At 62.6% G+C, this 18,486-nt stretch carries 13 protein-coding genes; 3 read left to right on the top strand and 10 right to left on the bottom strand.

The window, feature by feature from the left end; genetic code table 11:
- The 5 genes from VGD45_RS09640 to VGD45_RS09620 all read right to left on the bottom strand — a co-directional run bounded on the left by VGD45_RS09640 (nt 1) and on the right by VGD45_RS09620 (nt 8,151).
- A complete protein-coding gene (locus tag VGD45_RS09640; protein WP_331155080.1) occupies nt 1-711 on the bottom strand; it encodes an FKBP-type peptidyl-prolyl cis-trans isomerase in 711 nt (236 codons plus the stop codon).
- A 109-nt stretch (nt 712-820) separates the two neighbouring features.
- Complete coding sequence (locus VGD45_RS09635) at nt 821-2,992, bottom strand: M3 family metallopeptidase (RefSeq protein WP_331155079.1); 2,172 nt, start codon at nt 2,990-2,992, stop codon at nt 821-823.
- 135 nt (nt 2,993-3,127) lie between these two features.
- Complete coding sequence (locus VGD45_RS09630; protein WP_331155078.1) at nt 3,128-4,870, bottom strand: HAD-IIB family hydrolase; 1,743 nt, start codon at nt 4,868-4,870, stop codon at nt 3,128-3,130.
- A 143-nt stretch (nt 4,871-5,013) separates the two neighbouring features.
- The gene (locus tag VGD45_RS09625; protein ID WP_331155077.1) at nt 5,014-6,195 is read right to left on the bottom strand and encodes a DUF3089 domain-containing protein; all 1,182 of its coding nucleotides are present in this window, start codon (nt 6,193-6,195) and stop codon (nt 5,014-5,016) included.
- 24 nt (nt 6,196-6,219) lie between these two features.
- Nucleotides 6,220-8,151, bottom strand: coding sequence for a PQQ-binding-like beta-propeller repeat protein (locus VGD45_RS09620; RefSeq protein ID WP_331155076.1), 1,932 nt, complete (start codon nt 8,149-8,151; stop codon nt 6,220-6,222).
- Between the two features lie 142 nt (nt 8,152-8,293).
- On the opposite strand from VGD45_RS09620, the gene VGD45_RS09615 reads away from it, so the two are divergent.
- The 3 genes from VGD45_RS09615 to VGD45_RS09605 all read left to right on the top strand — a co-directional run bounded on the left by VGD45_RS09615 (nt 8,294) and on the right by VGD45_RS09605 (nt 10,852).
- The gene (locus tag VGD45_RS09615; RefSeq protein WP_331155075.1) at nt 8,294-9,409 is read left to right on the top strand and encodes a hypothetical protein; all 1,116 of its coding nucleotides are present in this window, start codon (nt 8,294-8,296) and stop codon (nt 9,407-9,409) included.
- A 167-nt stretch (nt 9,410-9,576) separates the two neighbouring features.
- Nucleotides 9,577-10,035 carry a DUF411 domain-containing protein gene (locus VGD45_RS09610; RefSeq protein ID WP_331155074.1) on the top strand — a complete coding sequence of 153 codons (459 nt, stop codon included), beginning with the start codon at nt 9,577-9,579 and terminating at the stop codon, nt 10,033-10,035.
- A 16-nt stretch (nt 10,036-10,051) separates the two neighbouring features.
- Nucleotides 10,052-10,852: an exodeoxyribonuclease III gene (locus tag VGD45_RS09605; protein WP_331155073.1), complete on the top strand. Its 801-nt coding sequence runs from the start codon at nt 10,052-10,054 to the stop codon at nt 10,850-10,852.
- A gap of 69 nt (nt 10,853-10,921) precedes the next feature.
- On the opposite strand, the gene VGD45_RS09600 is transcribed toward VGD45_RS09605, so the two are convergent.
- The 5 genes from VGD45_RS09600 to VGD45_RS09580 all read right to left on the bottom strand — a co-directional run bounded on the left by VGD45_RS09600 (nt 10,922) and on the right by VGD45_RS09580 (nt 18,381).
- The gene (locus VGD45_RS09600; protein WP_331155072.1) at nt 10,922-11,698 is read right to left on the bottom strand and encodes a ferredoxin--NADP reductase; all 777 of its coding nucleotides are present in this window, start codon (nt 11,696-11,698) and stop codon (nt 10,922-10,924) included.
- Between the two features lie 19 nt (nt 11,699-11,717).
- Entirely contained in the window at nt 11,718-12,047 is a 330-nt protein-coding gene (locus VGD45_RS09595) for a DUF3325 domain-containing protein (protein ID WP_331155071.1), read from the bottom strand.
- Nucleotides 12,047-13,828, bottom strand: a complete 1,782-nt coding sequence (locus VGD45_RS09590; RefSeq protein WP_331155070.1) for a PepSY-associated TM helix domain-containing protein — start codon at nt 13,826-13,828, stop codon at nt 12,047-12,049. Before VGD45_RS09590 ends, VGD45_RS09595 begins: the two co-directional genes overlap by 1 nt.
- Nucleotides 13,829-14,209: 381 nt before the next feature.
- The gene (locus tag VGD45_RS09585) at nt 14,210-15,289 is read right to left on the bottom strand and encodes an efflux RND transporter periplasmic adaptor subunit (RefSeq protein ID WP_331155069.1); all 1,080 of its coding nucleotides are present in this window, start codon (nt 15,287-15,289) and stop codon (nt 14,210-14,212) included.
- The gene (locus VGD45_RS09580) at nt 15,286-18,381 is read right to left on the bottom strand and encodes an efflux RND transporter permease subunit (RefSeq protein ID WP_331155068.1); all 3,096 of its coding nucleotides are present in this window, start codon (nt 18,379-18,381) and stop codon (nt 15,286-15,288) included. The genes VGD45_RS09585 and VGD45_RS09580 overlap by 4 nt, the downstream gene beginning before the upstream one ends.
- Nucleotides 18,382-18,486: the final 105 nt, after the last annotated feature.

The raw sequence follows: 18,486 nt of genomic DNA, 5'->3' as shown, positions 1-18,486 counted from the left end.
TTACTGAGCGGCAGGCGCGGGTTCGATGCCGATCAGCTCGACGTCGAAGATCAGCGTCGCGCCCGGGCCGATATCCGGCGGCGCGCCGCGATCGCCGTAGGCGATGTTGGCCGGGCACACCAGCTTGCTCTTGCCGCCGACCTTGATCTGCTGCACGCCTTCGGTCCAGCACGGGATCACGCCGTTGAGCGGGAAGGTCGCCGGCTCGCCACGATCGACCGAGCTGTCGAACACTTTCCCGCTCGGCAAGGTGCCGTGATAGTGCACCTTCACGGTGTCGGTGGCCTTGGGCGTCGGGCCCGTGCCTTCCTTGACCGTGGTGATGATCAAGCCGGAGTCCAGGCGCTTGGCGCCGGGGGCCGCCGCTTCCTTGTCGAGCACCTTCTTCGCGGTGGCCGCGATGCGGGTCTGCTGCATCTCGCGCAGGCGCGGAATGTAGGTCTGCACGTCGACCGCCGGCTTCTTACCCAGTGCGCCGTCGGTGAAGCCCTGCTTCACCTTCTCCAACTCGGCGGGCGTGAATTCGAACGAAGCGATGTTCTGGGAGACGGCCACGCCGAGGGCGTACAGGGCCTTCTCGTCATCGCTGCCGGTCAGGGGAGCGCTGGCAGTGGGTGCTGCGGCCGCTTTGGCCTTGGGCTCGGTCGCGAACAGCTTTACCGCCACCACGAACAGCACGAACCCTACCGTCGCAATCAGAAACGCGCGCATGGGATTCCTTATCCGGTGTGAAAAAAGGGCGGCCAGCATACAGCATTGGCCGCCCATTCATGTGTCGGGCGATGTTGCCGAAGTCTTACACCGGGCGGCGCCGGTCCGTTCAGTTAGCGGCCGCTTCGCCGCCCCCGGTCAGGCCGCGCGCCTCCAGCAGAGGGGCGATGTCCGGCGACTTGCCATAGAAATCCCGGAAGATCGTCAGCGCATCCGCACTGAAGCCCTTGGACAGCACCTTGTTGCGTAACAGGTCGCCGTTCTCGCGCTTCAGCCCGCCGTGGGTCTTGAACCAGTGCTCGGTGTCCCGGGCCAGCACCTCGCTCCAGATGTAAGCGTAGTAGCCGGCCGAGTAGCCGATAGGGTTGGAGAAGATGTGCAGGAAGTAGGTCGAGCGATAGCGCGGCGGCACCGGCGCGAAGTCCACTTGAGCTGACTTCAGCGCATCCGCTTCGAAAGCAGCGATCTCGCCCGCGGCCGGCGTCTTGCCCGGCGCCAGCTGGTGATAGCGCTGATCGAGAATCGCGGCTGACAGGTACTCGGTGGTCGCGTAGCCCTGATTGAACTTCTGCGCCGCCAGCACTTTATCCATCAGCTCTTTCGGCATCGGCGCGCCGGTCTGGTGATGTTTGGAGTAGTTCGCGAGCACGCGTGGCTCGGTCGCCCACATCTCGTTGTACTGCGATGGGTACTCGACGAAATCGCGCGGCACGCTGGTGCCCGCGAACTGCGGGTACTGCACGCTCGAGAACAGGCCGTGCAGCGCATGGCCGAACTCGTGGAAGGCCGTGGTCACTTCATCCCAGGTCAGCAGCGTCGGCTGGCCGGCCGGCGGCTTGGGAATATTCAGGGTGTTGGTCACCACCGGCTTATTGCCGAACAGTCGCGACTGCTCGACGAAGCTGTTCATCCAGGCGCCGCCGCGCTTGTTGCTGCGGGCATAGGGATCGAACAGAAACATTCCGAGCTGCGAGCCGTCGCCATTGAAGACTTCGAAGACGCGCACGTCTTCCTGATAGATGGGCAGGTCCTTGCGCTCTTTGAACTTCAGGCCGTACAGCTCCTGTGCCGCGAACAGCACGCCGTCGACCAGCACACGATTCAACTCGAAATAGGGGCGGACCTGCGCTTCGTCATAAGCGAACTTCTGGGCGCGCACCTGCTCGGCGTAGAAATCCCAATCCCATGCCTGCAACTGGAAGCTGGGCGTGCCGTTGGCCTTGGCCTGCGCGTCGATGACCTGCTGCATGTCGGCTGCCTCGCGCTTGGCGTTGGCCACTGCTGCCGGCGCGAGTTGATGCAGCATGCTGTTGACGGCATCGGCCGTCAGCGCTGTTTCGTCTTCGAGCACGTATGCAGCGTGGTTGGGATAACCGAGGAGCTTGGCGCGGTCGGCACGCAGCTTCACGATCTCTGCGATGGCTTTGGTGGTGGCGAACTCACCGCCCCAGCCGCGACCGATGGATGCCTTGTACAGTCGCTCACGCACAGCGCGATTCTTCAACTGCGCGAGCGGCGGCTGACCCGTGGTGTTCAACAACGTGAGCACCCATTTGCCTTCCAGGCCGCGCGATTTTGCGGCTTCGGCGGCGGTGGCGATCTGCGCATCGCTGAGGCCGTCGAGCTCGGCTCGATTGTCGATCACGAGGGCGGCGGCGTTGTCGCCCTTGAGCACCAGCTGACGAAACTCCGTGGTGATCGAGGAGATCTTTTCGTTCAGCGCCCGCAGCTCTTTTTTCTGGGCCTCGGAAAGATTGGCGCCGGCGCGCACGAAGTTGGTGTGATACCGCTCCAGCAGGCGCAGCGACTCCGGATCGAGCTGCAGCGACTGGCGCTGCTCGTAGAGCTTTTTCACGCGTGCGAACAAAGCCGGATCCAGATAAATCGAATCCGAGTGGGCCGACAGCTTGGGCGCCAACTCGGTCTGCGCTTTCTCGATTTCCGGATTCGTATTCGAGGAGCTGAGCGCGAAGAAAATCGTGGTCGCACGGTTCAGCAGCTGACCCGAGCGCTCCAGCGCGACGATGGTGTTCTCGAACGTGGGCGCGGCCTTGCTGGTGGCGACGGCCGTCACCTCGGCGCGCTGCTCGGCCATGCCGGCTTCGATCGCGGGCACGTAGTGCTCGTTCTTGATCTTATCGAGCGGCGGCCACTTGTAGGGCAGCGTGCTTTCCCGCGCGAAGGGATTGTCCGGCGAAAGAGCAGGGGCGGCGATTGCGTTCATGGTCATCGTTCCGAGCGTCGCGGCTAGCACCGCGGCGGCGAGTGTCTTGGCTGGCATGGGATGAATGTCGGTGTCCGAAGCGAGGCAGCCAGATTTACAAATGCGCGCCCATTCAGCAAGGGCCGAGCCGCACTCGTCGCCAGGCCAGGATTAAGATCTGTACACAGTTAACAATAGTGGTTGCAATTCGGGCTATTTCGAGGGCCGCGCGCTCGCGGCGGTGCTGGCCGGCAGCGTGTATACAGCTTCGATCAGCTTGCGCACTTCCTTGCGGGAAGCATCGGCGTCGTTATCGATCTCGTTCTCGACTTCGGCGACCTTGTCGGCCAGCTCTTCGTCCTTGATGGCTTCGCGCAACCACTGCGACACCTCGTGGCGCTGTAAGTGGAACAGCCAGGTGTCGTCGTCGACGCCGTCGCCCAGCTCCATGAACGTGATCAGGTTGGGGGCGCGCAGTTTGAGTTTTCCTTGCGGACCGCGGAAAAAGAAACTGCGATCTTCCGGCAACTCGCCCTCGGCGTATTTGCGCAGGTGACGTCGATGTTCGACCTTGCTCGGCTCCAGCTTCAGCAGCAGCGGCGGCGCATTGGCAGTGCGGCTCCAGAGCAAGGCATCGCCGGCTTCGATCTGCTCGACCGGCGGATCCACCATCGGTAGTTTGTTTGCTTGCGTGAACTCATGCAGCATCTGGCGCGGCTTGTCGCCCAATATCACGAGCGTGTCGACGGCGCGGAGCAACGATTTCGCGAGCAGGCTCGGCGTCACGCTCACGAGCAGCACGCCTTCGAGCACCTCCGGGAGAGAAACATCCGACGGCTGCCAGTTCGAAGGCAGCACATGATGCGCTTCGTCGACGATCAGCCAATGAGGGCGTCCGGTGCGGGCGCGCAGGTCGCGAAGGCGAGCGAACAAAGTCATGAAGAACCATGGGCGGTCGTTGAGCTTGACGCCCATGAGATTGATCACGGCGTTCTCATCGGGCTTGCACAGCAACTGCTCGCACTCCTCGATCTCCGGGGGATGCTCGGCGCTGCCGAGCACGACGGCGGACTCGACACTGTCGTAATCGCCTTCGGGGTCGACGATGCAGAAGGTGTATTGCTGCTGGCACAAGCGCTCGACCAGCCCGGCGGCGACCGTCGACTTGCCGCCGCCGGAGGTGCCGACAATCAGGGCGTTCACTCCATGAGGCGAGAAATGCACCGGCTCGCCCAGGTAGGTCTTGCCGAGCAGGATGCGATGTCGACGCAGCGACGGCTCGCGTGACATGAGATCGTCGGCGATCATTTCGTCGATGAGTTGCGTCACGCCGGGGCCGTGCGTCGCTCTCGTAACGAAGTCCGCTTTCTCTTGCACCGAGGGCAGCGCATTCGCGACGGCCACGGCGCATTCGCAGATACCGAGAAAGGCGTGATCGTTTTCCGCATCGCCGACGCCGACGGCGTTGTGTACGGAAAGATTCAATTCGGTGAGCGCGGCTTTGAGGCCGGTCGCCTTGTTGACGCCGGAGGGCAGGATCATCACCGCGCCTTTATTGAATATCACCTGCAGTTCGAGGCCGAGGTCGCGGATGACTTCGAGCGCGTCGCGTTCGTGCGGCTCCCATGTCGCGACGATGGTTCGGCCCACGCTGAGCCTGGCGACGTTGCGGGCCTGCAGTGCCGCTACGAATGCGGGTGGCGGTGGCTCGCAGAGCGGCTTCTCTTCTTTGGTTTGCGGGTTGTAGAGGAGGGCGCCATTTTCGGCGACGACCAGATCGAACAGATCCAGGCGCTGAAAGACACTGAACAGATCGGGGAGTTCGCGACCGGTGACCATCACGAGCTTGCGCCCCGATTCACGCAGCCGCGCCAGGGCGTCGATAGTGAGGTCGTCGACGACGCCATGGCGGGCGATCGTGCCGTCATAGTCGGTGCACAGCGCGAGGTATCGCATGGCCGTAAGTCTCGCCGTGGGAAAACGCATCGGCGGAACGCCGCAATCGAATTGGGGGTTCCGCCACGCGCCCGTGGCCTGCGAGGTACGTAGATCAATTCACCGCAGGCGTCGTGTAGATGACGCCTGCGTGAATTACGGCGTTACTTGCCTAAGTACGCCTTCGATTGCTGGGCGACGACATCGATGAGGTTGCCCATGGCGACGTGGGCGTCGATGAGGTGCAGGCCCCAGTCTTTCATGACGACACCGTTGGCGACTACGTCGCCGGGGATCTCATCCGTGCGCGGGTCGGCAGGATTGGCGTTGGTGGTGATCGCCAGGTAAGAGCCGGCATCGTTGGAAACGCACTCGCCACTCAGCAGACCAGGAACGCTCACGAACGGCGTGTCGATGGTCTGCCCGGTCACCCATGGCTTCGGCTGCGCGGCGGAAGTACTTACGCCATTCGATCCAGTCGAAAGATACGCGTGCATTTCACCTTTGCCTCCTTTCAAGGACGCAGGATTGACGCACGCTGCCGTCAGGCCGTCGCCCGGAACGCGACCGAAGCGAGAGTTCGCCGGCGGCGGCACATCGCTACGGAACGTTACATACGAGATCACGCAGCCGAGCTGAGAAGAGGAACGACACAAGGGCATGTGATTGAACGCGCCACCCACATCCTTACCTTTTGGCACAGCGACATTCGTTCCCAACAGCAACGCCGAAATAATCTTCGACTGAATCGGCTTCCCATCGATCTCGTTCTTGATCAGCTGCGTCAGCACGCTCGAGCCCTGCGAGTGCCCGATCAGCACGACGCCGCGGCCCTTGTTGTCATTCTTCAGGTAATAGTTCCACGCCGACAGCACATCGTTGTAACCCAGCTTGCGGTCCGCAGGAAAACCGGCGCCGCCGGCCATCGCAGCGCGCAGTGTCTTGAGCGTCACCTGTCGATACAGTGGCGCATACAACTTGCACTGCGATCCGAATCGGGCGAACTGCGCGCGCACCACCGCGTGCTCTTCGGGCCCCGCATACATATCGCTGTTCGGCGTCTCATCGTTCGACACCGTCGGATACACATAGAAACAATCGATGGGCGCGTTGGGATTACCTTGGAACGGCTCCTTGGTGAGCTTGCCGTCGGCGCCGATGACTGTGGTCGTCAGATCCACAGCACATGAATCCTTCCGCCCCGGCCGACACAACCAGGTCTCAGGCTTGCTGTAATCGTTAGCTGCCTGCGGAGCGCTCTCCGTCGTGGACGATTGCGCAAACGCGCTCGCGCCCAACAACAGCCCACACGCCGCAATCGAAGCTCGAATGATGACGTTCGACATGATGATCCCCCTCTGAACAGTCCGTTAGCGCGTTTTGGATTTGGGACGAAACGCCAGCAGCACGTTGCCCGGCGGCTGACGGAACCCGCCGTAACCGGAAGCCACGAACAACATGCCGCTGCCTGCGAACACCGAATGCGAATCGATGCCGCCGCCCTGACCCTTGACTCCATTCACCGTCGAAAAATCGCGCAGCGTGTCGTACTGCCACACGACGTCTCCGCTGGCTGCGTCGAAGATATAGATCCGCCCGTCGAGTGCGCCCGCGATCACGGATTCATCCACGACCAGCGGCGCGGCCGACAGTCCATATTTCTCGCCGCACAAGTTGAATCGTTCTTTACGACCGTTGCTGCAATCGGCAGTCACGGACTTGCGCCAGAGTACTGCGCCGGTGTTCAGGTCGACGGCATTCATGCCGGGCTCGGGCACGTACTCCTTGAGCTCAGGAAAGTGCGGATCGTTGATCGGCGCGAACACGCGATATTCGCTATCGATCGCGAGCCCCCAATGAATGCCGCCGAGCGCGGTGCCCATGCCGAAGCTCCGTCGCCACAGCAGCTTGCCATTCTGTTGCGGATCGAGCGCCCACAAGTCGCCGGACTTCTGGCCGGCCAGCACGATCTCCTTACCATCGCGAGTCTGTGCGAGCACGGCGGCAGCGCCGAAGTCGTAATCTTTCAGCACGCTGTCCTTCGGGCTCGGGCAATTGGGACCGGACTGCGCCGGGTCGGGGCGGCACGCCAGATTCCACACGTCGTTGGCCAGCGCCTGGAACGTCCACTTGAGGTCGCCTTTGTCGAGATCGATCGCGAGCACGGCGTCGCTGGTCGCCGTCGCAGGCAGCGAAGTATTTTGTCCCGTCGTCGCATAGATCAGTCCACGCTTGGGGTCGACGGACGGCGTCGACCAGATCGGAGCGCCCGACGGTCCGCGCAATTTCACGCCAATCGAGCTCGTCTTGCCCGTGTACTGCGCGTCTTCCATCGTGTGCGCAGTCCACAACTGCTTGCCCGTCGCTGCATCGAGCGCGACCACTGCGCCGTGGCCGACACAGCATTCGTGTTTCGGATTTGCTCCAGCGCCGACGCCGGAAGATGAAACCGGCACGATGATGCGATCTTTGTAGAGGACTGGCGCGCCAGTGATGTTGCCTGTCGCGTCGTGACGGCCATTCGCTTTCCAAATGCGCTCGCCGGTCTTGGCGTCGACGACGTGCACCTGCGCTTGCGTGTCAGCAAGGATCAGCGCCTTGCGCGAGCCGATATCTCCATACGACACTGAGCTGCGCACCGGCATCCCGACGTCATAAACCCACTTGGCGCAGGCTTTCTCGATATCCAGCGCGAGCAGTTTGCCGCTCTGCGCCGGCGCATAGAACATGGTCGAGCCGATGATCACTGGCGAGGAGCGCAGCGAGGTTGTTTTCGGGAACCCAATCGCCCATGCCAGTTCCAGCTCGGGCAATTGTTTGCTGCTGAGACCGGCCTGCTTCGCGCTCATGCGCCGGCTGTTGTTGTGATCCACGCCGAACATGCTGAGCGAAACAGGCTCGTTCAAGTTGACGTTGCGATCGCCGGCCGCGCACATTATCTCGGCGGTCCAGTCGGTGTCGGCATCGTCCGCGGCGAGATACTCGAGCAGCAGCGGCATCTTGTCTTTGGGAACGAGCGAGCCCTGCTGTTGCATCACGCCTTGTGTGAGCGCGAGACGCAGCGACTGTTCGCTCATGAGCTGAAGCGAAGACAGTGCGGGAGCGCGCGTGCCAGGAATGTTGTGGCAGGCCGCGCAGTAAGTTTCATATACGGCACGGCCGGGATGATTGGCGCGCGGATCGGGCGCTGGCCCTTCCGCGGCCACGGCGAGGTGGTTGAAAAATCCCAGAGCAAGAGCCATCGCGGCGCGCGCGAAGGCATTGCGACAGAACGAATGTCCGGTCATGAACAGTGTCGGCATAGAAATCCCCCGATGCGCTGTTTACCGGATTCGGACCCGCGGCCGTAAAAAGAAAAGTCAAAGCAGGGCCGGCGCGATTGTCTCGCCGCGTTTCATCCATAAACTGCTCGGGCGCTGCATGAGTGGCGGGTGGGGGAAGTGTATGAAATATCGATCGTCGCGGGGCCTGTTTGCAGCTCGCCTGCCTGCAGTTCTGATGGGCAGTATTCTGGCGATGGTTTGTGTCGTCGGCGCGCCGGCGTCGCACGCGGCGAATGCCAAGAAGGCTGCAGGGTGGAAGTTGCCACGTACTGCGGAAGGCAAGCCGGATCTGCAGGGCAACTGGACCAATGCAACGCTCACGCAGTTGGAGCGCTCGGCGGAGTTCGGCGATCGCAAGACGCTGACGGCCGAGGAGGCGCAGAAGATCGAGGGCTATGCCGCCAAGCACGTCGAAGACAATGCCAAGCCCACCGATCCGAAACTCGGCATCGAAGATTTACCCAAGGATTGCGGTTACGGTTTCACCGGCACCAATTGCGGTTACAACAACTTCTGGGTGGATCGCGGCACGCAGGTAATCCGCATCGACGGTCAGCCGCGCAGCTCCATCATCACCGAGCCCGCGAACGGTCGCATTCCTTCCATGACACCGGCAGCCGCCAAGGAAGCGAGCGCGCGTGTCGCGGCCTTCCGTAAGGGCGCTGGCCCGGTCGACGGTCCCGAGATTCGCTCCTTGGGCGAACGTTGTCTCACGTCGTTCGGATCGAGCGCGGGTCCGCCGATGCTGCCGCTGATGTACAACAACACGTACTCCATCGTGCAGACCAAGGACACGGTCATGATCCTGGTCGAAATGATTCACGACGCCCGCGTCGTCCGCATCGACGGCACGCATGCGCCGAGCAACGTGAAAAAGTGGTACGGCGATTCGATCGGCCGCTGGGAAGGTGACACGCTGGTCGTGGAGACCACGAACTTCCATCCTCACCAGACGTTCCGCGGCCTCGGTCCCGATCGCAAGGTGACCGAGCGCTTCACCCGCATTTCGGCGGACCAGATCCTGTATCAGTTCAAGGTGGAAGATCCCGGGTTGAGCCAGCCGTTCGCCGGCGAGTTGCCGCTGAATGCGACGCCCGATCTGATGTACGAGTACGCCTGTCACGAGGGCAACTATGCGCTGCCGGGCATCCTGGCGGGCGCGCGTGAAGAGGAAAAGCAGGCGGCCGGCAAGGCGGTCAAGCAGAACGAGGCGGATAACGACAAGGGCGAGGAGTAAAACTTGTCCCAAAACATGTCAGTGGCTGGCGGGCGGCGAGCGCATCCGCCGTAGTTCGACAAGACTGGTCAGTTCACCGCGTCGCGGTCATCATTGGGGCGGAGTCTGCGTGGCAGGCTCCGCCCCATCGTTTTTGGGAACCGCTTTTTTGGGTTTTGGAGACCGACATGAATCGACGCCAGGCCTTGCTTGGGCTCGTTGCCTTGCCCGCGGTGGCGCATATTGCTTCGGCGGCAGCCACGCCCACCGTGGTCGTGAACAAAACTCCGACGTGCGGCTGCTGCGGCGTCTGGGTCAAACATCTGCAGGCGGCGGGTTTCGCCGTTCAAGTCCATGACCTGGAGAACCTCGCGCCCATCAAGGAGCGCGTCGGCGTGCCGTTCGGCATGGGCTCCTGCCACACCGCCGAGGTGGGCGGCTATTTCGTCGAAGGCCACGTGCCGGCCGACGACATCAAACGGCTGCTGCGTGAAAAGCCCGAAGCCAAGGGATTGACGGTGCCGGGCATGCCGGCGGGATCGCCGGGCATGGAAGTGCCGTCGGGGCGTGTAGATCGTTACGACGTGCTGCTGGTAGGTAAGGATGGCGAGACGTCGGTCTTCGCAACTCACGGCGACAAGAAATAAACAAACGAGCGTGACGATGAAGTTCTATTCGTGGAACGTGAACGGCATTCGTGCCGTGGTGAAAAAGGGCACCTTTCAAGAGTTCATCAAGAAGCACAAACCGGACGTGCTGTGTCTGCAGGAGACCAAGGCCGAGCGCGGCCAGGCCGAGATCGATCTCGCGGGCTATCACGAGTATTGGAATTCGGCGGTCAAGAAGGGCTATTCGGGCACCGCGATTTTTTCCAAGCAGGAGCCGCTGGATGTGATCAACGGCTTTCCCAAGGAGTTCGCCAAGAAGTTCTCGTTCGCGGACGAGCTGAAGCGCGATAGCACCGAGGAAGGCCGTGTCATCACCGCGGAGTTCGCCAAGTTCTTCGTGGTCACGGTGTACACGCCGAACGCCAAGGACGACCTGAGCCGGCTGCCGCTGCGACACAAACATTGGGATCCGGCGTTCCTCGCGTACTTGAAGCAGTTGGAAAAGAAAAAGCCGGTGCTGTTCTGTGGCGACTTGAATGTGGCGCATACCGAACTGGACCTGGCGAACCCCAAGCCGAATCGCGGCAAGAAAGGGTTCACGGACGAGGAGCGCGAGGGCTTCCAGAATTTCCTCGACGCGGGCTTCGTCGACAGCTTCCGCATGTTCACCGAAGGCAACGGTCACTATTCGTGGTGGAGCAATTTCTCGAATGCTCGCGCGCGTAACGTGGGATGGAGAATCGATTACTGGCTGGTGTCGGAGAAGCTGCGCAAGCTGGTGAAAAAAGCCGAGATCCATAGCGACGTGATGGGCAGCGATCATTGCCCCGTGAGTGTCACCCTGGCGATCGACTGAATTCGTTCCGCAAAAAAACAGGCCGCCTGAGAGGCGGCCTGTTGTTATCGAGAGTGTCGTGAGATCGCGTTACTTCTCGACGAACGCGCGTTCGATGACGTAGTCGCCGGGCGCGCCGATGTGCTTCGAGATTTCGAAGCCGCGCGCATCGAGGATGGCGGACAGGTCCTTCAGCATGGACGGGCTGCCGCAGATCATCGCGCGATCGTGCTCGGGGTTCAGCGGCGGCAGGCCGATCTGCTCGAACAGCTTGCCGCTTTCGATCAGGTCGGTGAGGCGGCCGCGATTGCGATACGGCTCGCGGGTCACGGTGGGATAGTAGATGAGCTGGTTCGCCACCATCTCGCCGATGTGCTCGTCCTTGGGCAGCACGTGAGTCAGATATTCCTCGTACGCCAGCTCGCTGGTCGCGCGCACGCTGTGCAGGAGCACGACCTTCTCGAACTTCTCATACATCGCGGGATCTTTGACCAGGCTCATGAACGGCGCGAGGCCGGTGCCCGAGCTCAGCAGGTAGACGTGCTTGCCCGGCTTCAGGTCGTCGATGAGCAGCGAGCCGGTGGGCTTGCGGCTGACCAGCACCTCGTGGCCCGGCAGCAGGTGCTGCAGGCGGGAAGTGAGCGCGCCGTTCTGCACTTTGATGCTGAAGAACTCCAGGTGCTCTTCGTGATTGGCGCTGGCGATGCTGTAGGCGCGGGTCAGCGGACGGCCGTCCACTTCCAGGCCCATCATCACGAACTGGCCGTTCTCGAAACGCAGCCCCGGATTACGCGTCGTCACGAAGCTGAACAACGTGTCGTTCCAGTGACGGACTCGCAGGACGCGCTCGGTGTTGAAACTCGACATTTGGCTCCTCAATGCATCATCACGCTGACCAGAAAGTGACCATCGCGGCACAAACCGGCAGCCCCAGTCCCAGGCCGGCGGCCAACCGGGGGGTATAAGTCAGCAGTAAAACGAAGCTCACGGCGCTCGCGGTGAGCATGCCGAACCATTCCACCGTGCCTATCGGCCAGCCCGTTCGGGCGGCGGCCAGAAACAACGACACGGTCAGGGCTATCCAGCCGGCGGCGCGCAGGAGGTGCCTTTGTAGGGGCGACGGCTCCCGCTGCAAGATCTCGCGGGCATGGCGGCTCATTGCCAAGCATAGCGCCACCCACCCGGTGTACGTGAGCGCGAATGGGAATAAGGACATTACGCTCGCTCCGCTTCGGCCGGCAGATCCTCCAGCGTTTCGGCCTTATTTCGCGCGGGTTTACGTCGGGCAGCCGGGGTGCGGGCGGCGTACCTGGCGGCCAGGCCCAGCAGCCCGGCGAGGCCCAGCATTGTCAAATCGAAGCCGGCATAGACCCAGTTGCCCTGGCTCAGGGTGATGCCCAGGTGAGCCTGGGTGGTCAGGGCATTGAGCACCGGCAGGGCCGCAAACAGCGTCGCGGCAGCGAGCAATTGCGCCTTCCAGGCGGCCCGAGCCGGCCGGAGGATCGGGATGAGGAAGCTCAATAGCCACGCCGCGAAGAAGACGCGCACTTCCCACGTCGGGCGTTCGGCCAGACCGACGGGCAGCAGGCGATTGGCATAAAAGAACGCGGCGATTGCGATGGGCAGGCCGGTGATCACGCCGATGTTCAGGACTTCGACCAGCCGATGGCCGAATGGAGTGCGGCCGAGTTTCACGCGCGCGGGCGCGCGCTTCACCGACCACAACACCAGGCCGCTCGCGACCATGAGAATGCCGCCGAGGCCGCAGAGTGCGAACAGCCAGCGCAGGGCGGTCGACGAGAAGTTCGCCATGTGCAGGCCGTACACCACATCGTGAGTTTGGGTTGCGGGCGCCGGTTCACCTGCGGCCGCGATCAACTCACCGGTGGCGCCGGCGAATACGACGCTCTGGTTGCTATGTGACAAACGGCCCTCGTTGTCACGACGGATCTCGATGCGTGAGTTGGCGTCGGAGGGGTTGTGCACCGTGATCATCGACGCGTTCGCGCCTTTCCAGTGGCGTTGTGCCGCCAGCAGCATCGGTTCGACATCGGCGAGCGTGCCCGGTTGATTCGCGGCCGGCGTTTCCGCCGTCACCGCCAGAGCTTCGTCAAAGAATGCTTCACGATTGTCGCCGTAGTTCGCCTGCACGCCCCAGGGCATGTACATGAACATCAGCGTCACCAGGCCGCTGTACGTGATCATGATGTGATAAGGCAGCGCCAGCACGCCGACAGCGTTGTGCGCGTCGAGCCATGAGCGCTGACCTTTTTTCGGCCGGAACGTGAAAAAGTCTTTGAAGATCTTTTTGTGAGTGATGACGCCGCTGATGATGGCGACGAACATGAACATGGCGCAGAAGCCCACCACCCACCGGCCCCAGATGGGCTTCATGCTCAACTCGAAATGAAACCGATAAAAGAAATCGCCGCCGCGCGTGTCGCGCGCTGTGACTTCCTCGCCCGTGGCAGGATCGAACACTGCGTTCTTGAATCGACGCCCCTCGGCGTTCGGATCTCGCCAGGTTGCCCGCACGACCGGCTCGCGGGCGTCCGGCAATCGAATGAACCATCGCGGCGAATCGGACGCGCGCTGCTGAAGCGTAGCAATCGCTTTCGCGGCAGCCCCCGGCTGCGTCTGCATGTCGCGCAGCTCGGGACGCATCCATTGTGAGATTTCGGGACGGAAATAACTCAGCGTCCCCGTGACGAACACCGCGAACAAAATCCACCCGACGACCAGCCCCGACCAGGTGTGCAGCCACGCCATCGACTGGCGAAATCCTTCTTTCCTGCGCGTCGCAAACACCCAGATCACGGCGCAGGCATAAATGAGGAACGACAGCAGCGTCGCCGTCATCGACGCTTCCGCCTTGGTCATCGGCAGGAACTGTGCGAGCGCAAACGTCGCCAGCGCCGCCAGCGCATAGCCACCGACAATGGCCGCGACCACGCGCGCAGCGACGGCAAGTCGATAAGCAGGAGTGAGCGGTGCCATCCCTCAGCGGCCCCGACCTGTAATTGCGATGCCCGACCCCATACGCCTCCCGGTGATCCAAACCCAGGGATGGCTAGCGGCTCGGCCGCACAATCGGGCCTAACGGGCGTGGCTGGTCCCAGCGATCAAAGCCGCTCGATGATAATCATTCTTATTTGGAATGGAAAGCAGGTGCCCTGTGCCGCGTCCTTGCAGGCTTTCATCGCCCTTGCCGTCGGCCCATGCGCTTCGGCGCTCGCCGCCGGCACTCATCAGCCTCCACAGGCATACCCGTACGCGTCTGTTCTGGGCTCGCCGCAGGCGAAATAAAAAATTTCTATTCCCCCTCCCGGACACAGGAGGGGGTTAGGGGGTGGGTCTTCCGCCGGAAAGAGCTGCAACTCAAGCGTCGGGCTGACGCTTGGTCTTTAGCGAAGCATCGCGAGTAAGAACAGTGACGCGTTGGCCGTCTTGCAGGCGTTCGACGCCGCGGATGACGACGATATCGCCGGGGCTGACGGGGCCGTCGATGGTGACGAGGTCGCCGTCGGTGGCAATGGAGGTGATGGCGACGCGTTCGGCAGTGTTGTCGCGACGGATGCGCATCAGGTAATTGCCGGTCTGGCGAACGGCGATGGCGTCGCGGGGGACGACGAGAGCTTCGGTGGCGTCGCGTTCAGGCAGGCCGACTTCGAGGGCGGAGCCGACGTTGAATTGGTTGTCCGCAAGCACCATGCGCAACTCGAACTGCCGGGACCGCTCTTCACCCACGGGCACGACAGTCCGCACGACCGCGGGCGTTTGTTTGTTGGCGATCTTGATGGGCAGCTCCATGTTCGGCTTCACGGAGCTGAGCAGCGCGAGGGGCGCTTGCACGCGGGCTTCGACGTGCACCGTATCGACGAGCCGGGCAATCGAAGCTCCCGTGGCCACGTACTCGCCTCGTTGAGCGAGCCGCTCGGTGACGACGCCGGAGAACGGCGCGCGCACTTCGGTTTGCTCCAGGTCGTGCTTGGCGGAGCGATGACGGACTTCGGCCTGTTGAAGCTGTGCGGTCAGCATCGCGAGCTGCGAACGGACTTCGTCGAGCTGTGTTTGTGAGATGGAGTTGTTGGCAAGTTGCTCGAGCCGCTGTAGTTGCCGAGCCGACATCGCCCGTTGCGCCTCGATGCGTGCGACCTCGGCCTTCGCGTCCTCGACCTGCAAGCGCACGGCTTCGTCTTCGAGTTTCGCGACACGCTCGCCAGCACGAATGCGAGTGCCCACTTCGGCGACGTACTCAAGTCGACCAGCCGCGCTGGTCGCGAGCCGAGCGTCATTGCGACTCACGACACTGCCGGGCACCCAGCGTCGTGGCGCCACGCGTGACACCGACGCTTCGGCGACCTCGACCATCACCACAGGCAATTGTTCGTTGGATTGTTGAGCGCCGGCCGCCGCGGCGAACAGCATGAGTAACAATCCCTTCGTAGCTCGCATCATCGCCCAGTCTCCGTTAGCAGTGCGGCGTCGTTGGTTGCCGTAACAGGCATACGTCGTTCGTAAACAAGTCGCATGAGGCTCGGCAGCAGCACCACCGAGAACACCATGCTCACGATCACGCCGGCCACGTTCACGGCGGCAAGGCCGCGATAGATGGTGCTGGCCGGGCCGGGATTGACGACCATGGGCAATGCTCCAAGAGCGCCCGTCAGAGTGCTCGCAACCATCGCGCGCAAGCGCTGATTCAGCGACATCCGCAGCGCTTCTTCCAGGCTGTGCCCATCGTTCATCGCATGCCGGGTCAGGTCCACCAGCAAGATCGCGTGATTCACGATGATGCCGATCATCATGATGAAGCCGATCATGGTGAGCAGGTCCATCGGCTGGAACGCCACGGCCCCGAGCAGCCGAATTCCTAACACACCGCCTGCCAGCGCCAGCGGCACCGTGAGCACAACCACGAGCGCATCGCGAAGCGAATGAAACATCGCCGCCATCAGCATGAACAGCACGAGCAGCGCCAGCATGAAATTGCCGCTCATGGTGGCAATGATGGTGTCGAGCCGATCGGCGCTGCCGGCGAGGCGAATGTTTGCATCCGCCGGCAGGTCGGCGCGCAGCTTGGGCACGATCTCGGTGTTGATCGTCGCCAGCATGTCTTCCAGCGACAAAGAGGGCGGCGGATCGATGGTGAGCGTCACGGTGCGGTGATGATCGACGCGGCGGATCTGCTCGGGCACCAGCGTCGTCTCCAGCGTCACGAGATCGCCGAGTGGCACAACTTCGCCGGATGGGGTGATCAACGGCGCTTGCGCGAGGTCCTCGGGCGTCTCGCCGAGATTGGTTCGTAACATCACCGGCAAGCGCGCCTGGCCATCGAAATATTCGCCAAGCCACGCGCCATCGCCGAGCGAGCGAACGATCGTGCCAAGCGCGGCGCGGTCCCAACCGACCTCGGCAATGCGACGGTCATTGGGCTCGGCGCGCAGTTCCAGAACCTGCACGTCGGTGTTCGGGAGCGACTGCACGTTCGCTCCAGGGAATGTCTGCTCCAGCAGCCGTCGCCCCGCCGCGCCCGCCGCGTTCAGCGAGGCAGTGTCGGAGGTTTGCAGATGAATCGCGACAGAGCGGGCCGAGCCGCCGATGCCGCCAAACAATTCGCCTTCATTCACGAACACGCGCGTGTCCGGAATCCCGGCGACGACCTCGTCGCGAACGATGCGCTCCAGTTCGCCGATGCGTTCATCATCGATGACACGCGCGCCCAGCGTGCCGCCACCTGGCCATAGCAGGATGTAATAGTTCTTGAGGCGCGGCTCTTTCTCGCCGCTCATGTAAGGCTGCATTCGCTCCTGCAGCTTGGTGACGATCTCGCGGTCCACCGTCGTGGGGCTCATGCCCGGAGGGAAGCTGAAGAACGCATCGATCGCCGCGCGCTTCACGGGCGGCAGATAGTCCAGCTTGGGCATAAATACCCAAGACATGGCCAGCGGCAGCACCAGCAGCGCGAGCACCCACGCCACTTGTTGAGGTCGGGTCTTGGTCCATGCAATGACTTTGTCCGTGAGCCCCGGCCAACCTTCGCCATAGCCCGATTTCTGCGCCGGGCCGCCGAGCCATCGTCCCGCCGCGGCCGGCACGACGGTGATGGCGACTAAAATAGAAAACGCGACGGCGATGGAAATGGTCAGCGCGAGGTCGGCGAAGATCTGCCCTTCGACGTCTTCTAGGAACAGCACCGGCAGGAACACCGCGATCGTCGTAGTCGTCGAAGCGAACAGCGCGGGCACCACCTGTCGCGTGCCATCGTGGGCGGCCTGATCGAGAGGCATGCCGGTCTCTCGCAATCGAATGATATTGCCGCAGACGACGATCGCGCCTTCGACCACCATGCCGACGGCAAACGCCAGACCCGCCAGTGAAATGACATTGATACTGCGGCCGCCCAGATGCAGGGCGCAGAACGTCGCCAGCAAACAAACCGGAATCGTGGTGGCGATGATGACGGTGGCGCGCGCGTTCCGCATGAACCACCACACGCATACCAGCGCCAGCAATGCGCCGACGATCAAATTCTCGGTCAGCAGGTTCACGGCGCGAGTGATGAATAAGGACGCGTCGAACGATTGCTCGATTCCCAATCCCCGCTCGCGCAGCGGCCCTTCGCGCAGCTCGGCTACGACCTTCTTTACTTCCGCGAGCGTGCTGAGCACATTCGCGCCGGGCGCTCGCAGTATCTGCAGATCGATGGCTGGATTGCCGTTCTGATGCGAGTACCTGAGCTGGTCGGGTGGACGCGTTTCGACCACCGCCACGTCCGACAGACGCACGGGCTGGCCATCGCGCCAGGCGAGCACCAGCTGACCGAGCTCATCCAGGTCGTACCGGCCCGCATAGCGGAGCGCATATTGGCGGCGGCCCACGTCCAGCTGCCCTGCGGAAACATTGTTCGCGCTCGCTGCGAGGCGGGCGATATCCGGAATGCCAACACCGAGCGCTGCCGCTCGCGCCAGATCCACCGTGATGCGCACATCGTTGGGCGAGCCTCCGTTGATGTTCACGCCGCCGACGCCGGGAACGGATTCGATGCGGGGTCGTACGACGTCTTCGATGAAGCGTCGATACTTGTCGATGGGGCCGTCCGTCCCCGGCAACAACTGCACGAAAAAGTATGTGAGGTTTTGATTGGCGTCGCCGAAGGCGCCGAGCTGCACCACGGGCCGGTCGGCATCGCGCGGCAATGGCGGCAATCGGCTCATCCGACCAATTACGTCGACCAGAGCGGCCTTCATGTCGGTGCCGATGGCGAAAGTGAGAATGACCTCGGTGCCGCCGCTGTTGGCGTTACCGGTAATTTCCTCCAGACCCTGCAGTCCTTGCAGCACGCGTTCCTGCGGCTCCAGCAGCTCGGCCTCGGCTTCCTCCGGCGAGGCCCCGCGCCAGTTGCTGAAGATGCCGATGGTCGGGCGTTCGATATCGGGAAATAGCTGCAGCGGCAGCTCGAGCAGGCTGAGCGCGCCGAACAGACAGACGAGCAGGACCGTCACGCAGACGGCGATGGGGTTGCGGATGGCGGCGGCAATGACACGCATCGCTCGGCTCCGTGAATTGGCCAGAATGGTTTTTCGGTCGAAAGCGGCCGAGGCCCTTTCGACTATTACGCGGATTGGACCTCAGTCCCCCGTGTCGGTTGTGCG

The sequence above is a fragment of the Steroidobacter sp. genome, assembly GCF_036402275.1.
GTDB lineage: Bacteria > Pseudomonadota > Gammaproteobacteria > Steroidobacterales > Steroidobacteraceae > Steroidobacter.
Note: the sequence above shows the minus strand (reverse complement) of the source record. Positions and strands in the feature narration are given on the sequence as shown.

Coding starts and splice junctions, on each gene's coding strand:
- VGD45_RS09615 (WP_331155075.1), top strand. CDS start 8,294: ATGAAATATCGATCGTCGCGGGGCCTGTTTGCAGCTCGCCTGCCTGCA.
- VGD45_RS09595 (WP_331155071.1), bottom strand. CDS start 12,047: ATGTCCTTATTCCCATTCGCGCTCACGTACACCGGGTGGGTGGCGCTA.
- VGD45_RS09610 (WP_331155074.1), top strand. CDS start 9,577: ATGAATCGACGCCAGGCCTTGCTTGGGCTCGTTGCCTTGCCCGCGGTG.
- VGD45_RS09605 (WP_331155073.1), top strand. CDS start 10,052: ATGAAGTTCTATTCGTGGAACGTGAACGGCATTCGTGCCGTGGTGAAA.
- VGD45_RS09620 (WP_331155076.1), bottom strand. CDS start 8,151: ATGCCGACACTGTTCATGACCGGACATTCGTTCTGTCGCAATGCCTTC.
- VGD45_RS09580 (WP_331155068.1), bottom strand. CDS start 18,381: ATGCGTGTCATTGCCGCCGCCATCCGCAACCCCATCGCCGTCTGCGTG.
- VGD45_RS09585 (WP_331155069.1), bottom strand. CDS start 15,289: ATGATGCGAGCTACGAAGGGATTGTTACTCATGCTGTTCGCCGCGGCG.
- VGD45_RS09590 (WP_331155070.1), bottom strand. CDS start 13,828: ATGGCACCGCTCACTCCTGCTTATCGACTTGCCGTCGCTGCGCGCGTG.
- VGD45_RS09630 (WP_331155078.1), bottom strand. CDS start 4,870: ATGCGATACCTCGCGCTGTGCACCGACTATGACGGCACGATCGCCCGC.
- VGD45_RS09640 (WP_331155080.1), bottom strand. CDS start 711: ATGCGCGCGTTTCTGATTGCGACGGTAGGGTTCGTGCTGTTCGTGGTG.
- VGD45_RS09635 (WP_331155079.1), bottom strand. CDS start 2,992: ATGCCAGCCAAGACACTCGCCGCCGCGGTGCTAGCCGCGACGCTCGGA.
- VGD45_RS09625 (WP_331155077.1), bottom strand. CDS start 6,195: ATGTCGAACGTCATCATTCGAGCTTCGATTGCGGCGTGTGGGCTGTTG.
- VGD45_RS09600 (WP_331155072.1), bottom strand. CDS start 11,698: ATGTCGAGTTTCAACACCGAGCGCGTCCTGCGAGTCCGTCACTGGAAC.